Source organism: Arthrobacter sp. KUASC02, from assembly GCF_059739395.1.
Genome location: NZ_AP046053.1, coordinates 1,240,528 through 1,258,548 on the forward strand (window position 1 = coordinate 1,240,528; position 18,021 = coordinate 1,258,548).

14 protein-coding genes are annotated in these 18,021 nt (G+C 61.2%); 11 read left to right on the plus strand and 3 right to left on the minus strand.

The window, feature by feature from the left end; genetic code table 11:
- Window positions 1-2: 2 nt before the first annotated feature.
- Complete coding sequence (locus tag AC6JAC_RS05730) at window positions 3-1,532, minus strand: tyrosine-protein kinase domain-containing protein (protein WP_497963825.1); 1,530 nt, start codon at window positions 1,530-1,532, stop codon at window positions 3-5.
- A 372-nt stretch (window positions 1,533-1,904) separates the two neighbouring features.
- Complete coding sequence (locus AC6JAC_RS05735) at window positions 1,905-2,369, minus strand: Lrp/AsnC family transcriptional regulator (RefSeq protein WP_497963827.1); 465 nt, start codon at window positions 2,367-2,369, stop codon at window positions 1,905-1,907.
- A 159-nt stretch (window positions 2,370-2,528) separates the two neighbouring features.
- On the opposite strand from AC6JAC_RS05735, the gene pdhA reads away from it, so the two are divergent.
- From pdhA to AC6JAC_RS05775, 8 genes are all read left to right on the plus strand, one after another.
- Complete coding sequence (gene pdhA / locus AC6JAC_RS05740; protein ID WP_497963829.1) at window positions 2,529-3,752, plus strand: pyruvate dehydrogenase (acetyl-transferring) E1 component subunit alpha; 1,224 nt, start codon at window positions 2,529-2,531, stop codon at window positions 3,750-3,752.
- Entirely contained in the window at window positions 3,749-4,861 is a 1,113-nt protein-coding gene (locus AC6JAC_RS05745) for an alpha-ketoacid dehydrogenase subunit beta (RefSeq protein WP_497963831.1), read from the plus strand. The genes pdhA and AC6JAC_RS05745 overlap by 4 nt, the downstream gene beginning before the upstream one ends.
- A gap of 4 nt (window positions 4,862-4,865) precedes the next feature.
- Window positions 4,866-6,344, plus strand: a complete 1,479-nt coding sequence (locus AC6JAC_RS05750) for a dihydrolipoamide acetyltransferase family protein (protein WP_497963833.1) — start codon at window positions 4,866-4,868, stop codon at window positions 6,342-6,344.
- A 130-nt stretch (window positions 6,345-6,474) separates the two neighbouring features.
- Entirely contained in the window at window positions 6,475-7,461 is a 987-nt protein-coding gene (locus AC6JAC_RS05755) for an acyltransferase family protein (protein ID WP_497963835.1), read from the plus strand.
- 947 nt (window positions 7,462-8,408) lie between these two features.
- Complete coding sequence (locus AC6JAC_RS05760) at window positions 8,409-9,146, plus strand: SGNH/GDSL hydrolase family protein (RefSeq protein ID WP_497963837.1); 738 nt, start codon at window positions 8,409-8,411, stop codon at window positions 9,144-9,146.
- A gap of 1,400 nt (window positions 9,147-10,546) precedes the next feature.
- A complete protein-coding gene (locus AC6JAC_RS05765; protein ID WP_497963839.1) occupies window positions 10,547-11,362 on the plus strand; it encodes an MBL fold metallo-hydrolase in 816 nt (271 codons plus the stop codon).
- 1,890 nt (window positions 11,363-13,252) lie between these two features.
- Window positions 13,253-15,142, plus strand: coding sequence for an S-layer homology domain-containing protein (locus AC6JAC_RS05770; RefSeq protein ID WP_497963841.1), 1,890 nt, complete (start codon window positions 13,253-13,255; stop codon window positions 15,140-15,142).
- 171 nt (window positions 15,143-15,313) lie between these two features.
- The gene (locus AC6JAC_RS05775; protein ID WP_028271538.1) at window positions 15,314-15,883 is read left to right on the plus strand and encodes a DUF6919 domain-containing protein; all 570 of its coding nucleotides are present in this window, start codon (window positions 15,314-15,316) and stop codon (window positions 15,881-15,883) included.
- An 85-nt stretch (window positions 15,884-15,968) separates the two neighbouring features.
- On the opposite strand, the gene AC6JAC_RS05780 is transcribed toward AC6JAC_RS05775, so the two are convergent.
- Window positions 15,969-16,517 carry a hypothetical protein gene (locus AC6JAC_RS05780; RefSeq protein ID WP_497963843.1) on the minus strand — a complete coding sequence of 183 codons (549 nt, stop codon included), beginning with the start codon at window positions 16,515-16,517 and terminating at the stop codon, window positions 15,969-15,971.
- 383 nt (window positions 16,518-16,900) lie between these two features.
- Between AC6JAC_RS05780 and AC6JAC_RS05785 the strand changes: the two genes are divergently transcribed.
- From AC6JAC_RS05785 to AC6JAC_RS05795, 3 genes are all read left to right on the plus strand, one after another.
- Window positions 16,901-17,065: a hypothetical protein gene (locus AC6JAC_RS05785; RefSeq protein ID WP_497963845.1), complete on the plus strand. Its 165-nt coding sequence runs from the start codon at window positions 16,901-16,903 to the stop codon at window positions 17,063-17,065.
- A 63-nt stretch (window positions 17,066-17,128) separates the two neighbouring features.
- Complete coding sequence (locus AC6JAC_RS05790; RefSeq protein WP_156037135.1) at window positions 17,129-17,272, plus strand: hypothetical protein; 144 nt, start codon at window positions 17,129-17,131, stop codon at window positions 17,270-17,272.
- A gap of 208 nt (window positions 17,273-17,480) precedes the next feature.
- The gene (locus AC6JAC_RS05795) at window positions 17,481-17,618 is read left to right on the plus strand and encodes a hypothetical protein (protein WP_156037136.1); all 138 of its coding nucleotides are present in this window, start codon (window positions 17,481-17,483) and stop codon (window positions 17,616-17,618) included.
- Window positions 17,619-18,021: the final 403 nt, after the last annotated feature.

Consider the following 18,021-nt stretch of genomic DNA (forward strand, 5'->3'; position numbering starts at 1 on the left):
CATTATCGATGGGTTGTGTTGTTCGCGCCGCTGGGAAAGGAAATCGGTTCCCTTTCCTCACTATTTTTCAAGGCCGAGTCAAAAGGACTCATTGGCTGCCAATCTCCGCCGCTAACGGGATGCTCCGAGGAATCGTCTCGCTCGGGGCGGCGCTTTGAAATGGGTTTCGGAAGTTCGGCGTCATCCGTGGACGCGTAGTAAGTGTATGAGTAGGCGTCAGGGCCCTTTGCCGGAAGCCTGTTCAGAACAACACCTAGGACGTCTGCGCCAACCATCTCCAACGCGGCGAAAGATTTGGTCAAATCTGGCTGCCGAACCTTCTGGCTGCCGACTATAAGCAGGACTCCGCCGACATGCTGAGCCAGCACTGCGGAGTCCGTGACGGGCAACAGCGGCGGGGCATCGATGATCACTGCATCAAAGGTTGCCTCAAGTTCCAGTATCAACTTTCGCATTTGTTCAGAGCCCAAGAGTTCACTCGGATTCGGCGGTATGCGCCCGGAGGTAAGCACGTACAGGCGGTCTTCGCCCCACGGTTGCAGGATGTCATCTAGTTCTGCCTGCCCGAGAAGGGCGGTCGTCAAACCAACGTTTCGTTCCAGGCCCAGATACTCAGACACCATCGGCCGACGCAGATCGGCGTCGACCAGAACTACCGCTAGTCCAGACTGAGCGAGAGAAACTGCGAGGTTGGTAGCCGTCGTGCTCTTGCCCTCGCCTGGAAGCGAGGAGGTGACCAGTAAGGATTTACTAGTGTGGCTTACTTGTGCGAACTGAAGGTTGGTTCGAAGCTGTCTAAATGCTTCGGCGCGGGGGCTCTGCTGACCAGCCTGAGTAAGTAGGGGATTCTTGCTTGCACCGGGATCAAATGCTATGCCTCCAAGCAGCGGTGCACTAGTCACCCGACGGACGTCTGCTTCGCCCTTTACTCTCGTGTCAAGCGTCGTACGAAGTACCGCCACGACCAAGCCAAGAACTAGTCCAATGACGAGACCGAGCATTAAATTCAATGTGGTGTTCGGGGCTGAAGGTTGGACAGGCGCTGTCGCCGGAGTTACGACTGACAGATTGACAGGTGACGTCCCGCCAACAGTTGGCTTTTCCAGCGTATCAACGGTTCTTACTAGGCTTTCAGCGACGGCCTGCGCAATTGCAGCAGATTGAACGGGCGAAGTGTCCGAAACGCTAATGTTGATGAACACGGTATTGACATCCCCGCTGGACTTCACCTTGGCGGCCAACTGTTGGGGCGTCACTTTCAGTCCTAGGCTGTCAATAACAGGCTGCAGAACAAGGGGTGTCGTAACTGTCTTAACATACGACTGCACTCGCGCCTGGCTGAACGTATTTCCTTGCTGAAGTTCCGTGACTGATCCGGAGCTTTGTATTGCGACGAAAAGTTGCGTCGTTGACGTGTAAGTCGGCTTCACCAGAAGTGAAATTGCCCCGCTCGCAATTAACCCCATCAATGCCAGCGCTATAATTGGCATCCAATCGCGACGTAAAATGCGCACGTAGTCACTCAGTGCCATTGTTTTAGTTCCCCCGTTGCAGTTCTGGGTTTAGCGAGACCAGCCCTGGCCTGCGGCGCCGGCAACATGATGTTCGGCATCGCCTGCCCTTCTGGGCGGACCCTGAACGGGCCTGAGAGCCATTCTAGCCGGAATTCGTGCCAATTTCGTCATTGGTATGACGGGGCATCCTATGACCTTTCCTGTTCGTTCTGCCCGCCCACGAGAGAATTTTCGGCGACTGTGTCTAGCCAGGCAAGCCGCCCGAGAACGGATGGATTGATTCGCGGCCGCTCATAGTTGTCATCGCGGAAATCGGCTGGAGCAACGGTTGGTGGGAGCAATCTCAGCACACGTTTGAATGCCGCCAGAAGCTCGTGGCCGGGCTAGCACCTACCGCGTATCAACGTCCTCGAACACCAGGAACGTCTGCGTATCCAGCACTCCCGGCATGGACTGCAGTTGGTCGAAGATCACCCGGCGTAGGTCCACGTTGTCCACGGCCCGGACCAGCAAGATGACATCAAAGTCGCCGCCTACCAGGGCAATGTGATGCACCTCCGGGATGGCCCGCAGCAGCTCACGCAGTTCTCGCCACGAATGCTGCCTAACCTTTAGGGTTACGTAGGCGGACGATTTGAGCCCCGCCTTAATAGGGTCAACCAGCGCCGTGAACTTGGTCAGCACGCCCTCGCCGGTCAGGCGTGCGATCCGCGTATAGGCGTGCGCCCGGGAGATGTGCACGTTCTCGGCCACCTGTGTGACGGACATCCGCCCGTCCCGGGTCAGCTCCGCGATGATGTTCCGATCCACTTCATCCAGCGGCACCGCCACTTGGTCCGCCTCGGTCTCTGCCATTTGTCCACAACTCCCGCCGGTAACGCAGCTCACACTTACGATTCGTCTTTCAGACTAGGCCAGAAACTCGTACTTCTCCACGATTTGCGCCGGGACTGGATACGAAAGTTCCTTCAGGGCGATACTTGAAGCGAATAGTGGCTACAGAAGGACGGACCAATGACGATCTCCGCGGACCAAACCGCCATCGGGCAGGACGCACCGGAACAGCCTGCCGCGAATCACGTGGGCGAAGACGCCGCAGCCAAGGCTGTGCGCAAATTCGGCATCACGGTGGAGGACTACATGCTGCCGGCCCGCCACCAGATCCAGATGGTGGACCAGGACGGCACCCTGAATCCCCACACCGAGCAGGGCGCCCAGCCCGGCCACGAATACGCGCTGCCGGGCGACGCCGAGCTGATGGCAGCTTATGAACAGCTGGTTGTCGGCCGCCGCGTCAATGACCAGAACTCCGCCCTAGTCCGTCAGGGCCGCATGGCTGTCTACCCGTCCAGCCACGGTCAGGAGGCCTGCCAGGTGGCAGCCGCCCTCTGCCTTGCCGACGGCGATTGGATCTTCCCCACGTACCGCGACTCCGTTGCCGTGATGGCACGCGGCGTGGACCCCGTCCAGACCATGACCCTCTTCCGCGGCGACTGGCACAGCGGCTACGACCCCACCAAACACAAGGTGGGAATCCAGTGCACGCCGCTCACCACCCAGCTGCTCCACGCGGTCGGCGTCGCCCACGCCGCCAAGCTCCGGGGCGAGGACACCGTGGTCCTGGCCATGTGCGGTGACGGCGCCACCAGTGAAGGCGACTTCCACGAAGCCCTGAACTTCGCGGCCGTCTTCCACTTGCCCGTCGTATTCTTTGTCCAGAACAACCAGTACGCCATCTCGGTGCCGCTGGCTCACCAGTCCGTGGCGCCTTCGCTGGCGCACAAAGCAGTGGGATACGGCATGGCCGGCGAGCGCGTGGACGGCAACGACGTCGTCGCCCTGCTCGCCGTGCTGGGTCGTGCGGTCAAGCTGGCCCGCGAAGGCTCCGGCCCGCTACTGGTGGAGGCCCATACGTACCGCATGCAGGCGCACACCAATGCCGATGACGCCACACGCTACCGCCAGGACAGCGAAGTGGCCCAGTGGGTGGCAAAGGATCCGCTGAAGCGGATGCAGACCTACCTGACAGACCGCGGAATGCTGGACGACGACGGCGCCGCCCGGATTGCGGAGAAGGCGGAGGCAGTTGCCACGCAGCTCCGCGACGGCCTGGGCGAGGATGTCCCGGTCGACCCGCAGGACCTCTTCCGGTACGTCTTTTCCACTCCCACCCCGCAGCTGAAGGAACAGGCCGCCATGCTCGCCGACGAAATTTCCCGGGACGAGGCCGCAAAATGAGCCCCACCGTCACCACATCCTCCGAGGTCAACGGCAACGTCAGCGCGGCAACCGCCCGCGCCGCCGCCAAGGCAGCAGCCTCTGCTGATGCAACCGGACCGCAGGCCATCACGATGGCCAAGGCGCTGAACACCGCCATGGCCGACGCCATGCATGCCGACTCCTCCGTTTTGGTCTTCGGCGAGGACGTCGGAATGCTCGGCGGCGTCTTCCGCATCACCGATGGCCTCACCAAGACCTTTGGCGAGTCCCGCTGCTTCGACACCCCGCTGGCCGAGTCCGGCATTGTCGGAATGGCAGTGGGGATGGCAATGAACGGCATGCGCCCCGTCATCGAAATGCAGTTCGATGCCTTTGCCTACCCGGCCTTCGAGCAGATCGTCAGCCACGTTGCCAAGATGCACAACCGGACCAAGGGCGCGGTCAAGCTGCCCATCGTCATCCGCGTCCCGTACGCCGGCGGCATCGGGGGAGTGGAGCACCACTGCGACTCCTCCGAGTCCTACTACGCCCACACCGCCGGCCTGAAGGTCTTCACCCCGGCCACCGTGGCCGACGGCTACCGCATGCTCCGCGAAGCCATCGACTCCGACGACCCCGTGATGTTCATGGAGCCCAAGAAGCTCTACTGGTCCAAAGACCTGGTGGACCTGGAAGCACTCCGCACCGAGCACGCGGCCAACGCCGAACGGGGGACGTCCTCGGAAGGCCGCGCCGCCGTTGCCCGCCCTGGCACAGATGCCACGCTGATCGCCTATGGTCCGTCCGTGCCGACCGCGCTTGCCGCAGCCGCTGCAGCGGCTGAGGAAGGACGCTCGCTGGAAGTGATCGATGTCCGTTCCATCGTGCCGTTCGACGACGAGACCATCTGCGCCTCCGTCCGCAAGACCGGCCGTGCCGTGGTGATCGCCGAGGCCCATGGCTTTGCGTCGGTTTCGTCGGAGATTGTGGCCCGGGTACAGGAACGCTGCTTCCACTACCTGGCCGCGCCGATCCGCCGTGTCACCGGCTTCGATGTCCCATACCCGGCGCCGAAGCTCGAGCACTATTACCTGCCCGGCGTGGACCGCATCCTCGACGCCGTTGACGACCTCCAGTGGGAAGACTGATCAAATGAGCGAAACGAAAGTATTCCTGCTGCCGGACCTGGGCGAAGGCCTCACTGAAGCCGAGCTCGTGAACTGGCTCGTTGCCGTGGGCGACGAAATCCGAGTGGACCAGCCCATCGCCGAGGTCGAGACCGCGAAGTCCATGGTGGAAGTTCCGTCCCCGTACGCCGGCACTGTCGCCGTGCTTCACGGGGAACCGGGCCAGACGCTTGACGTCGGCAGGCCGCTGATCTCGGTCACGCCTATTGGTGCTAAGTCGTTGGTTGAGCCTGCCGAAACCCCGGTGGTTGAGCCTGTCGAGACCCCTGCGGCCGAAACCTACCGGGAAGAGGAAAAAGCCGGGTCCGGCAACGTCCTCATCGGATACGGAACACCAGGAGGGCACGGCGTTGCCCGTCGTACGCGGGCACCCAAGTCATCGGCGTCAGCAACATCGGTGATTGAGCCCGTCGAAATCACAAGTGCGGAGAAGTCCGCTGCCGATCTCACGCTCCTGCGCACGCGCGTTCCAGGGAAGCTCGGAGCCGTGATTTCGCCGCTGGTCCGCAGGATGGCCCGTGACCATGGCGTTGACCTGAGTGGGCTGCAGGGCTCGGGAACCAGCGGACTGATCATGCGCAAGGACGTTGAAGCGGCGATCGCTCCCGCCCCGGCGGTGGAGCTTGGCGTGGCCCGGCCGTCGTCGGTTGAGCCTGTCGAAACTCGTCGTCCGGAGGTTGAGCCCGTCGAAACACGTCGTAGCGAGACCGACTCCCGCACAGGCCTCGGCATCACCGCTCGAACTCCGATTCGGGGCGTTCGCAAGGCTGTTGCCGCGAACATGACGCGGAGCCGCTCCGAAATTCCGGAGGCGACGGTATGGGTGGATGTGGACGCCACAGCTCTCGTGGAAATGAGGGCCGCGTTGAAGAAGGCGGACCCGCACAACACACCCGGCCTGCTGGCTTTCATTGCGCGGTTTGTGACGGCTGGACTGAAGAAGTACCCGGAGCTGAACACCCGAATCGTCACTACCGAGGACGCCGCGGGCGGCGAGAGCCAAGAGATCGTAACGTTCGACGGCGTCAACCTGGGCTTCGCAGCTCAGACGGACCGAGGGCTGGTGGTCCCGTCCGTGCGAAACGCGGACAAGATGAGCGCCCGCGAGCTGGATGCCGAAATCCGCAGGCTTACGGGAGTCGTGCGCGAAGGCAAGGCGACACCTGCCGAGCTGGGCAGCGGCACCTTCACACTGAACAACTACGGGGTCTTCGGAGTGGACGGCTCTGCCGCGATCATCAACCACCCCGAGGTAGGAATCCTGGGCGTAGGGCGAATCATAGACAAGCCCTGGGTGGTGAACGGCGAGCTGGCCGTCCGTAAGGTCACCGAACTGACGCTCACGTTTGACCACCGCGTTTGCGACGGTGCCACGGCTGGTGGGTTCCTTCGCTTCGTCGCCGACGCACTCGAGACCCCGGGCGCTATGCTGGCCGATCTGTAATGGTCACACAGCTACGTCATGGAAATCGTCGGGGAATAAATGTCGGTTCGTCCCCTTCAGCGACTCGGTCTATCTGTCCGATACACGCGAAACTGCGACGTGAAGTCACGTCCATGAGATAGTCATCAATATGATCTGGGGGACGACAACCACAACTTCACTGGCCGACGAGTCCACTCAGACACGTTCCGCAGCTCTGGATGCTATTCGAATTATCGGGATCGTCGCAGTCGTGGTCGGGCACGTTTGGACAGCTGGTTCATTCACCGACGCTGTATTTGCGTGGCACGTACCGGTATTTTTTGTTCTCACTGGCTTCCTTTGGAAGCCGGGCAGGAGTGCTAAAGACGAAGTCCTTCGGCGGGCCAAGTCACTGCTAGTGCCGTATATGGTGTGGCTCATTATCGTGGGCGTGACGTTTTCTGGTTTGGTTTACCTGAAGACGGGGGGCTTTCCGGCGGAGGAGCTCAGGAACGCACTGTATGGCGGATACTTCGCTGTTCGCCCGTTTTCTGCTTTTTGGTTCGTCACCGTGCTGTTTTTTACGGCAATTCTTTACCGGTATCTTGAGCGTTTCCCTGCCTGGATCCCGTGGCTTGCATCGTTCGGTGGCCTCGTTGCCACGTACTTTGCTGGCTCTGTCATGGCCAAGACGCCGCTGTCGATCGCACTTGCGTTTCCTTGTCTAATATTCGTCCTAATTGGCGGCGAGCTGCGGCGTCTTGTTGCACTAATCCCACACGGTTTCTGGCTTGGTATCGTACTCATCTTCGTCGGCTTAGGCCTATCCGTGACGGGCCTAATTGAGCCCTTGAACATGAAGAACGGTGATTTCGGGACTTTGGGGGTGAGCGTGATGAGCGCCGCAGGCATCAGCCTTGGATTGATCCTTGTCGTCAAGGTCGCTTATAAGCGGATGGGACCCGCAGCGCATCAGGTGACGATCAGTTTGGCGTCGGTGGGATTCGTCGTGGTTCTTACGCATGCGTTGATCTTGTGGGCTTTGGACACCCCGGCAACAGGCAGGTGGTGGGACGCAGTGGTGGCAGTCGCCGTACCCTGGACACTGGCCTTGGTGCTAGCCAAAACGCGTCTTCGGAAATGGGTCATAGGCTGAACTCGCGGCCTTTACCTGGACGAAACGAGTAGCGACTACTCAGGCGGGCGGCCAAGTTGATCATTATTGTCAAAATATGTCGAATCCAAGCTATGCCAAGTTCACGAGGTCCAAGCGCGAGAAGATGATTGATTTGGAGCTTCGCGTCCTGCTCGTCTGTGTAACGCCCATCCTGCTGCCTGTGGTGGCGATCAGTGACTTAGTTCGTGCCCTTGCTGGCAAGCCACGAATGCAACTGAGACGCCGAACTTGGTCTAATACCTGAGCGGCGGAAGAAGCTAACTTGGCCTCCCGTGCTCTTGGCACAACCGCCGCGTTCAGGGCATTAGACGAGTCCGCACCGATCCGAAGCCGGCATCGTGGAGTGCTGACGGCCAGTTCTACGCAGTAGAAGGCGGAGGCCCAGCCATCATCCTAGTGAAGCACTATGAAGTTGTGACTGCGGATACGACGAAGGCGACTTCAGGCTCGGGCGCGTCCACAATGGTCGCCCCAACTAATCTCATCCTTGAGTGGACTTTGGCCGCAGCGAGGACCAGCATTTGTAGCCGCCCCGAGAATGATCTGATCACAGTCGCGGTCAGTGCTAACAAATATGGAGGAGTTGTTTTCAAGACCCTGCGTACCCAGTCCAGTGCACCGTCAGTCTTGTGCGGCGCTATTGGACCGGCCAACCCGCCGGGCTTGGCCAGCCACTACAGATTGCAGACCGACCCACTGATCACGCATCCTGCAGTATTTCCTGGCCAGAAAGCTGCATCGCGCTGAGGTCCAAAGTCAGGGTGTCGCGCGTGCCACAGCGTGATTGCCGATCTTTTGGTGCTACGCAGGGACGTAGAATTACCGTGGACTTGCACTACAGACAGGGGACAAAAGTGGCTCGGACACGGAAAGCTCCACGGAAGGTTAAGCAGTGGCTTCCGTACTTAGGGCTGACTGCTTTGGCGATGGCGACGTTGACGGTCGTAGGTTTCGTCTTCCTGGGACCCGAAGACCCCGACCCAACAACGCCTGATGTTCAGGCAAGCGCCGACGCATTCAGCCAAAAATTGCGTGACGAGAAGGCTGCCGCTCAGCTGGCAAAACTTGAGCGCGACACTGTCCCTGTTATTGCGCACGGGCGCACCGTCGAAGCTCTCATACTGGGAGACTCCCTTGCCCGGGGGGCGGCTGCCACATCAGCGGAGAAAAGCTTTACGGCGCTAACCGAGGCGGCTCTTAACCGGGGTGCACCGACTAGCGTTACCACGATTGCCAGGGGTGCTGGCAGTGGCGGCCTGCGCGTTGCCGATATTACGCCGCAGATTCCAGCAAAACCCTTTGACTTGGTCATCATCGAGCTTGGAACCAACGACGCGGTGACTCCTGACCTTGCGGCGTTCAGGGCAGATTACGTGGCGCTGTTGGCTGCCGTGCGTGCTGCCAGTCCGAACGCGTCGATAGTTTGCCTTGGCCCGTGGGGTTCACCCGAGGATTCGGAAGCTTTCGATGCCGAGATGATCGCCAAGTGTACCGCGGATGACAAGGGCAGGTTCCGCGACCTGTCCTCGATTTTTAAGAGCGAGAAGAACCGTTGGGTCACGGGGACGATGCCCGACGGCACCCCAGTAGATAACTTCCATCCGAATGACGCCGGGCATGCTGCCGTGGCGTCCCGGATCATGTCGGTGATCCGCTTCGTTTAGATGAAGACCGCAACCGACGGTCGGCGATGCCCGGCGCGCAGTGGCCCCCGTCTATGCAGGTCGAAGTATCTCCCGCGCGGGGCGTGAAATGCAGCTCAGCCCTGTACTTCAGGGTGTTCCGCGCATCTCACGCTTATTACCGAGCAGACGCTGCCGCCGTTCGAGGATCCATAGGAGGTAACGTGGTTAGTCGTGACGCCGCAGAGATCGCAGTGAGCCTTATGCTGTTTCGTAGCCATAGCCTGATCATAAGCAGACGCAGATTTCCCTAGGGTTACCGCAGCGAAACAAAAGGTGTGCTCTAAAGTTCCAGCCACATTTCCGCTGCCAACGCACTGCCGAGCGGCTGGGCTGCCGACTTGCCGCTTGATTTTCCCCCCCGGCGGATCCGGGAACTGGCTTTGTACCAGACGGTCTCCCTAGGTTTTGGCTACAGCTACCGAGTTTGACCGCCAATCCCGGACCATAGGAATTCCTCCAAAACCCTTCATGAGGTGCTCGCATCTTGAGATCTCGTGGCAGTGCACCCAGATGGGCCAGCCGGCTGCGGGCGTCAGCCAACAGGTACCGTCGGCAGTGCCTGCGGTCATCGGCGTCACCCCGACAGTCTCTGCAAGCGATATCTCCATGGGCAGCAGAAGTGGCTGCGCATAAACGCGCGAGAGCGGCTACTCCCGGCCCGCGTCCCATCGTCGTTGGGCTTGACCTGCAGGTCTATAGCCCGGGCGACGGGAAACCCGGAGGACCCAGCTTCACCGAGGCTGAACGTCAGCAAATGCCGCAAATGGCTAGTGGGAACTTCGGCAGCTAGGCAGCCTTCGACGAGACTTCCCCGAGGGGAAACGCAGCGAAGGTCCGTGCAATCGGCTACCCCGACAGCCTAGATGGGCTACCCCGACAGCCTAGATGCCCGACATTCTGCCGCACAAGACCATGAATAAGTAGGTCGATTGGCTTGTGGGTGTGGCGCCCATTGGCCAAGGTGACGGTACATGAGCTGGTCGTCGGCTAGGGCGCTCACTACCTTTTATGCAGGCAGTCCGGAAGAACAGACACCTTCGTGGGCGAACACTACCAACGGCTCACCCGGCGTCGAGGCATGAAACGAGCGCACCTCCTGCAAGACCTCGACGCACAATTCCATGACCGCGTCGCTGAGCACTTCAACCGCCACGCCAACCCCGACACCCGCAAACACAACAACGTCCGCCCAGCTCGAAACCCTCGGTTACACCGTCACCCTACTCCGACCGCTCAGCGTCCAACATTTATGACCCACCGGTGGCTTCCCATCGCCTCCGGACATCCTCCACACGCCCTCCGAACAAAGGCATCTCACCCCATTTTCAGACTAGAATCGAGGCCTACGATCGCCGGAACGCATGAATACGGAGAACAGAATGTCGCGATGGATGGAGGTCGGCCAGGGCAACCATGTGCTGACCACCGAAGGCTCGAAGCTCAACACCGGACTTATAGTTGGCGCCGAACGCGCCATGGTGATCGACACCGGCGGCGGACCCGGGCAGGGGCGGGAAATCCTGGCCGCCGTCCGCGAAAAGACCCAGCTGCCGCTGGTAGTGGTGAATACCCACGCACACTATGACCACTTCTTCGGCAACGCCATCTTCGCGGACGAGGGCGTCACCGAGTTCTATGCCCATGAGAACTGTGCACGTGAGATTGAGGAGAACGGGGACCGGCAGCGCCGCATGGTCGCCGTCTTGGAACCCGAAATGGCAGCCGGCGAAGGTGCCGACGCCGAACTCGTGGTTCCGAACGCCATCGTGAAAGACCGGCCCGTGCTAGTGGACTTGGGCGACCAGACGGTGACCCTCTTCTACCTGGGCCGGGGGCACACCGACGGCGACCTGCTGGTGGGCACCTCCACCACGCTGTACGCTGGCGATCTTGTGGAGCAGGGCTCGCACCCGTCCTTCGAGGACGCCTTCCCAGAGGAATGGGCCGACGCCCTGCGCCACATCTCGGCGCTGCGGCACCGCTACGAGTTCCTGATCCCTGGCCACGGCGAACCCTGCAGCGATCAGTTCGTAAAAACCATGGCCAACACCATGTCCACCGCCGTCCGCCAGGCCATCCAGTCCATCCGGGACAGCCCGAGCGACGCCACCAAGGCGATCCCCGTGTTGCCGTATGGTCCGGAGCAGTCCCGCTGGTTCATCAAGCGACTGCAGGAGACCCAGGCGCACCACTAGGGTTTCAGTTCCTTTCTTGACATCCGTGCGCTGGGGTCGCTCGCGACTGGGATACGCAATGTGGCATTCGTTCCTGGCGTCCAAGGCCCGGGTGACGGCGTGACTTGCCGTGTGCCCGAGGGCTGTTCGGACGGCGCGCGGTGAAAGTCGCGAGTTCTAACAGTGCCCGTCCCTATTTCCTGAACGTTGGGCGGTGCCGCAGTCCGGGAACGAATCGTCTTTCGGGGCCGCGGGTTAATGCGGGCGAGTGTCCCGTGAGGCTAGAGGTAGGAACTCGCTACGCAGGCGCACCTGGGCCTTCAGTACATTTCCTTCGGCCATGATCATACTGATGCATGATGGGCAGTGGCAGAATGCGAGACTCCTGAGGACCTCGGCTCTTGGGGCCCCAAATTTGGTGATGGGTCTTAGGGGTGGCGACCAGACCGTTTCACTCTTCTACATGGGCTGCGGCCACACCGACGGCGATCTGCTGTGTGAACCTCCAGGACGCTCTTCGCCGGTGACATCGTGGAGCAGGCTGACCCTCGTTCTTCGAGGACCCTTTCCCGGAGGAATGGGCCGACGTCGTGCGGCGCATCTTCGGACTGCGGCACGTGCAGCGACCGGTCCGTGAAGACCATGTCCATCACCATGTCCACGGCCGTCCGCCAGGCCTTCCAGTCCGTTCGCGACGCTCCCAGCGGCGCCAGACGGTTTATCCCAGTGCCGCCCTACGCGCCAGGAGTCCCGCTGGTTCATCAAACGGTTGCGGGGGACGCAGGCGCACTAGTAAGGGGAAATCCTAAAACCCCAGCGTAGTCATCGATGGCTCTTCGTAAGCCATATCATTATCGACGACTTATTCTTTAAAGCTGGGGGACCATGAAACGGCTGTTTTCTTTACTTACCTGTGCGTTGTCATTCCTCCCAATGCTCGCCATGGGTCCCGCTGCTGCATCAGCTGATGTGTCGGCTCCTGAGTTGCTTTCTGTTTCAGTGGTTTCTTCGGAAGCCGTTGGTCCGGGTGACCGCATCAAGTTCAATTGGACGGTGAAGGACCAGGGGCCACTGGCGTACGTGAGTTTCTGGGTTTACGGGCCGGGGGGAAAATACAAGGCGGCCAACATGACGGAAGTGCATTCGTCTGGTCCCGGTTTGTACTCGGGTACTTCGGAAACTGCTGTGATTGATTCGTTGACCTGGCCCGCCGGCGACTATGTGGTCACGCTTGTTATGGTCGGCGACTCAGCGGACAACAGTATTCGTGTGGAAGGGGGCAGCCCCTTTTTGCCGCCCCTGACCTCGACCGTCACAGGGACCAACGCTGATGTGTCGGCTCCTGAGTTGCTTTCTGTTTCAGTGGTTTCTTCGGAAGCCGTTGGTCCGGGTGACCGCATCAAGTTCAATTGGACGGTGAAGGACCAGGGGCCACTGGCGTACGTGAGTTTCTGGGTTTACGGGCCGGGGGGAAAATACAAGGCGGCCAACATGACGGAAGTGCATTCGTCTGGTCCCGGTTTGTACTCGGGTACTTCGGAAACTGCTGTGATTGATTCGTTGACCTGGCCCGCCGGCGACTATGTGGTCACGCTTGTTATGGTCGGCGACTCAGCGGACAACAGTATTCGTGTGGAAGGGGGCAGCCCCTTTTTGCCGCCCCTGACCTCGACCGTCACAGGGACCAACGCTGATGTGTCGGCTCCTGAGTTGCTTTCTGTTTCAGTGGTTTCTTCGGAAGCCGTTGGTCCGGGTGACCGCATCAGGTTCAATTGGACGGTGAAGGACCAGGGGCCACTGGCGTACGTGAGTTTCTGGGTTTACGGGCCGGGGGGAAAATACAAGGCGGCCAACATGACGGAAGTGCATTCGTCTGGTCCCGGTTTGTACTCGGGTACTTCGGAGACTGCTGTGATTGATTCGTTGACCTGGCCCGCCGGCGACTATGTGGTCACGCTTGTTATGGTCGGCGACTCAGCGGACAACAGTATTCGTGTGGAAGGGGGCAGCCCCTTTTTGCCGCCCCTGACCTCGACCGTGATCCCGAAAGTCACTCCTGTCGCCGTTCAGTTTAGTGACCGGGACGGCACCGCCGAGGACACCTACACGGTTCCTGCGACGGAGGGCGTTGAATACCTCCTGGGCGACACCGTGGTCGAAGCAGGAACGCACTCGGGATCCGGGACGGTCACAGTCACGGCCCGGGCGAAGACGGATTATGTCTTGGCTGACGGTGTTTCTGCGGAATGGTCGGCCACGTTCAAGGCAACCCCATACAAGGTGACTCCCGCAGCGGTGACGTTCACGGATAAAGGCGGCACCGCGGAGGACACGTACACGGTCCCCTCGACGGAGGGCGTCGAGTACCTGGTCGGGGATAAGCCGATGGACGTAGGAACCTACCCGGGGATGGGCGCAGTCACCGTAAAGGCCTGGGCGAAGACGGACTACGTCCTCGCCGACGGCGCCACAGCGGAGTGGACCGCCACTTTCAAGGCAACCCCCTACAATGTGACCCCCGCAGCGGTGACCTTCACGGACAACAACGGCACCGCGGAGGACACATACACGGTTCCGTCGACAGAAGGCGTCGAATACCTCGTGGGGGATACCGTCGTCGAAGCCGGCACCCACGCCGGTGCCGGGACCGTAATTGTGAAGGCCCGCGCGAAGGCTGACTATGTCCTGGCCGACGGAGCTGCCGCTGAGTGGACCGGGACGTTCGCAACCGGTCCGCACCAGGTGACGCCCGCCGTCGTCGTCTTCACCGACAAGGACGGCACTGCCGAAGATAAGTACACGGTCCCCACCACCGAGGGAGTCGAGTACCTCGTGGACGGCATCCTCACTGGCGCGGGGGACTACCCCGGTGCCGGGACGGTCACCGTCACCGCCCGCGCGAAACCGGACTACGTCCTGGCCGAAGGCGCGGCTGCCGAGTGGAGCGCCACGTTCAAGGCGACGCCCTACACGGTGACTCCTGCCGCCGTCGTGTTCTCCGACAGGGACGGCACCGCAGAGGACACCTACACGGTTCCGGCGACAGACGGCGTGGACTATCTGGTGGGTGACCAGGTGGTGGAAGCCGGGACCCATGCGGGCAGCGGAACGGTCACGGTCACCGCGCATGCCAAGGTGGACTACGTCCTTGCTGAGGGAGCAGCAAAAGAATGGACGGCCACGTTCAAGACCACCGAGGCAGCCTATGAGCCGCCAGCCGCCTCGCCGTTCGCGGATGTTTCCACGGGCCAGCAGTTCTACAAGGAAATGGCCTGGCTGGCTGAACGGAAGATCTCCACGGGTTGGACGGAAGCGGACGGAAGCCGGAGTTACCGGGCTCTGCAGCCGATCAGCCGCGACGCCATGGCGGCCTTCCTGTACCGGATGGCCGGGTCACCCGAGTACACCCCGCCGTCAGTGTCGCCCTTTGCCGACGTCCAGACCGGCCAGCAGTTCTACAAGGAGATGGCGTGGCTGGCCGAACAGCGGATCTCCACAGGGTGGACGGAAGCGAACGGGAGCCGGAGCTACAGACCGCTGCAGCCCATCAGCCGCGACGCGATGGCGGCGTTCCTGTACCGGATGGCAGGATCGCCGCAATACACCCCGCCGGCAGTGTCACCGTTTGCCGATGTGACCACCGGGCAGCAGTTCTACAAGGAGATGTCCTGGCTGGCCGAGAACGGAATCTCCACCGGCTGGACCGAGGCCGGGGGAGCGCGGTCCTACCGGCCGCTGCAGCCCATCAGCCGCGACGCGATGGCGGCATTCCTCTTCCGCCTGAACAGCCTCCTCCACTAGGCGGACCGGCGTCATAACAGCAGGAGCCCTGTCACACCCGTGGCGGGGCTCCTGCGTTTCCTTGCCGACTCCCGAATACACCAACGTGTTACACAAGTGACAGAGCGCAACGAGTGTGAGCAGTGATACATTCGGCTAGTGACTACTGGGGAACTTGAAGGAGATAGTTGCATGTTTGAAGGTGTCCCCGACGAGGACGCGTGGCGCAACTGCACCACGCTAGAAGGCGCTTGCGAACTGACCGCCCGCTGGCTTGAGGGTTCCCTCAGCTACGTGCCCGGTTATGCCGCGCCGCAGTACGCCGGCGAGAACGGCCCCATGAGCGAGGCCTTGGCTGCGATCAACCGGCTCGGCTTCCTCACGGACGACTCACAGCCGGGGGCGGAGATGTCCAGCGGCCACGGGCAACGAGCTTTTGTGACCGGCCGGTGCACCGAACAGTCGGCAGCCGTCATCTCGGCGGTGCTGGTGGAAACGGACCTGGTGGTGCTGGTGTTCCCGCCGGGCGAATCCGGCAACGGTCAGATCTGCGTGACCCTGGACGGGGCCAGGGAGTTCACCTGGCTGGGCAGCTCCGGCGGGCCCTCTTACGCCCACGAGACCTACACGGACTGGACCAACGAGACCCTGGCCAAATCACTGGCCGAGTGCTGGGAGCTCCAGATCTTCGACCCCGTCTGGGGCAGGAACTCCAAGCTGGTTCCCCTCCTGCAGAAGGCACTGATCAGCGCGAAGGGCTAAGACTCCCGCAACCGTTGTGAAGGGTGGCGCCGCCCCGGCAGGACCGCGGCGCCGCCACCCTTCGCGAGTGATTGTTAGGAGTTTGCTACTTCTTCGGGCACTTGTGGTCGGGGTTGTATGCGGCGAACATGCCGTCCGGGTTGTCCTTCCACACCCACGCGTGCAGGGCCCAGGTGCCCGGGAACGGTCCTTTCTCGAACTCCAGTCCGGCGATTTCCGGGGCCTCCGCTGCCGTGGACATGAACTCCACCGCCACCAGCTTCATGCGTCCACGGTCATTGGGCATGTATACGAGCACCTCGGGCTTGCGCGCCTGGGTCTTGTCGTCCAGCAGGTCCTTCTTCAGGTAGTGGAACCCCATGGCCCCGCTGCCATCTGCCTTTTCGACGCATGGGCTGGCCAGCTCGTAGTCGTCGTCAATCGCGTTCTGCAGCCAGCGGTAATCGTCAGTGACATCCCGCAGCGTGTTGACCAGCTTGCGCTGCTGCGAATTCTTCTTCCAGTCGTCGCTCTTGTCCGAGTCGCCGCCGCGGCCGGACCCGTCATGCGCGACGGCTGTAGCGGGTGCTAACCCCACGGCCAGCACGGCCGCGGCCACCATGGACATCAGTCCTGTTCTGGTGCGATTCCTCATTTTTCTTCCAACCCTCTGAGACCCGAGATTTCATTGTTCGGCAAGGGACGCGAAGCACGGGGGCGGGATGCCCCCCTTCGCCAGGATGCCGGGCTGACCCGATGGGCACTGCCGGTGTTGGGCCGTCCGGGTGGAAAATATCCATCGATTGGGGCGGCGTTAAAAGTATGCTCCTCGGCCGGGAAGCGGCGCTAGGTGTGGTGCAAATGTTTAAAAGCCGGGGTTTTTCGCAGTTATTGAATGAATGAAATGCCCGCTAACACTTTTGCCGCATCCGCAGAAAAACAAGTACCGGTTTCACCCTTTAGCGAGTGGTGAAACCCCGAAAAGACGAGTACAGACCACTCTGTCTAGAGGAGTTACCTGCCCCGTAGCGTAAGTGCATGATTAGAGCCATCAAGGAAGCGTTCCGCCGCTTCGTGGCGAGGAACATCGTCGCTGATGATCCGTACCCCGTCCGATCCTGGCTGGACCAGCAGAACATGCCCCCGGAAACCCGGAACACTTTCCCGCCGCCGCTGCGGGACGCCAACGGATTCTCCCACTAAGTCCGGCGTCTTAAACTTCGTGACTTGTTCTTCCCGAAACATTGTGCCGGTACTATCGCCGTCATGGGGAAATATACGAGTGGTCTGACGTCCAGGGACTGGCGGCGAGAAGTGCGGAAGCGGCGTTTCCGCGTGCTGGCCAACGTGGGGCTGGCAGCGCTGGCCGCCGCCACCGCCGTCGTGGTTTGGATGGCGCTGGGGCGCTGAGTCCGGAATCACACGGCCTAAAACCGGCATTAGGTTGACAGGTTTTGTGGCGCGCCTATACTGCGTTGGACAAATTGGGCGCGGCACACGTAGGGTGATGAGCGATCCGACATGGGGGATCCCACCGTTCGTTGCCGGCCGTTGACGCGAAGAGTATTCACCTAGCGTGCCAGCCTCGAGTGCAACGACGCATTCTGGAGGTAATTCCGTGGCCCTGACTGACTATGCCTTTGCGCTGTGCGCCTTGATGGGAACCCTGTTCATTCCGTTCACCGCTTTATACCTGCTGCTCCGCCTCAAGCGCGGCGCCGCAGCGAAGCCCGTTCCCGTAAAGGTCCGCCAGTAGTGCCCTACGTAGACATCAATCCCCACCGCTCCGGCCCCAAATGGCGCGGTTACGTGCTGCTCGGCATCCTCCTGGTGATCACCGCGGGCGTAGTGGCAGCAGCGCTGTTCCGCGTCTAACCTTGGGCTGGACAGCGCAAGGACAGTAAAGGGCCCGCCATTGGGCGGGCAGGGTGCTCAGCCCCTTCACCGCCCAAAGGGCGGGCCCTTGGTTATCGCCTGGCCGGAACCGGTACCACCTGGGCCTGTTGGCAGCCCCGCTTCGGTCGGATGCGATGAATCCACAGTAGAAGCAGACGCGGGGGTGCTGCACGAGTGCTGGCTACCCGTCTTCCCCGCGTGGCACTACTTGTATCAATAGCCCCATACGTATCACTCACGAACACCCACCTCTGGGGCCCCGG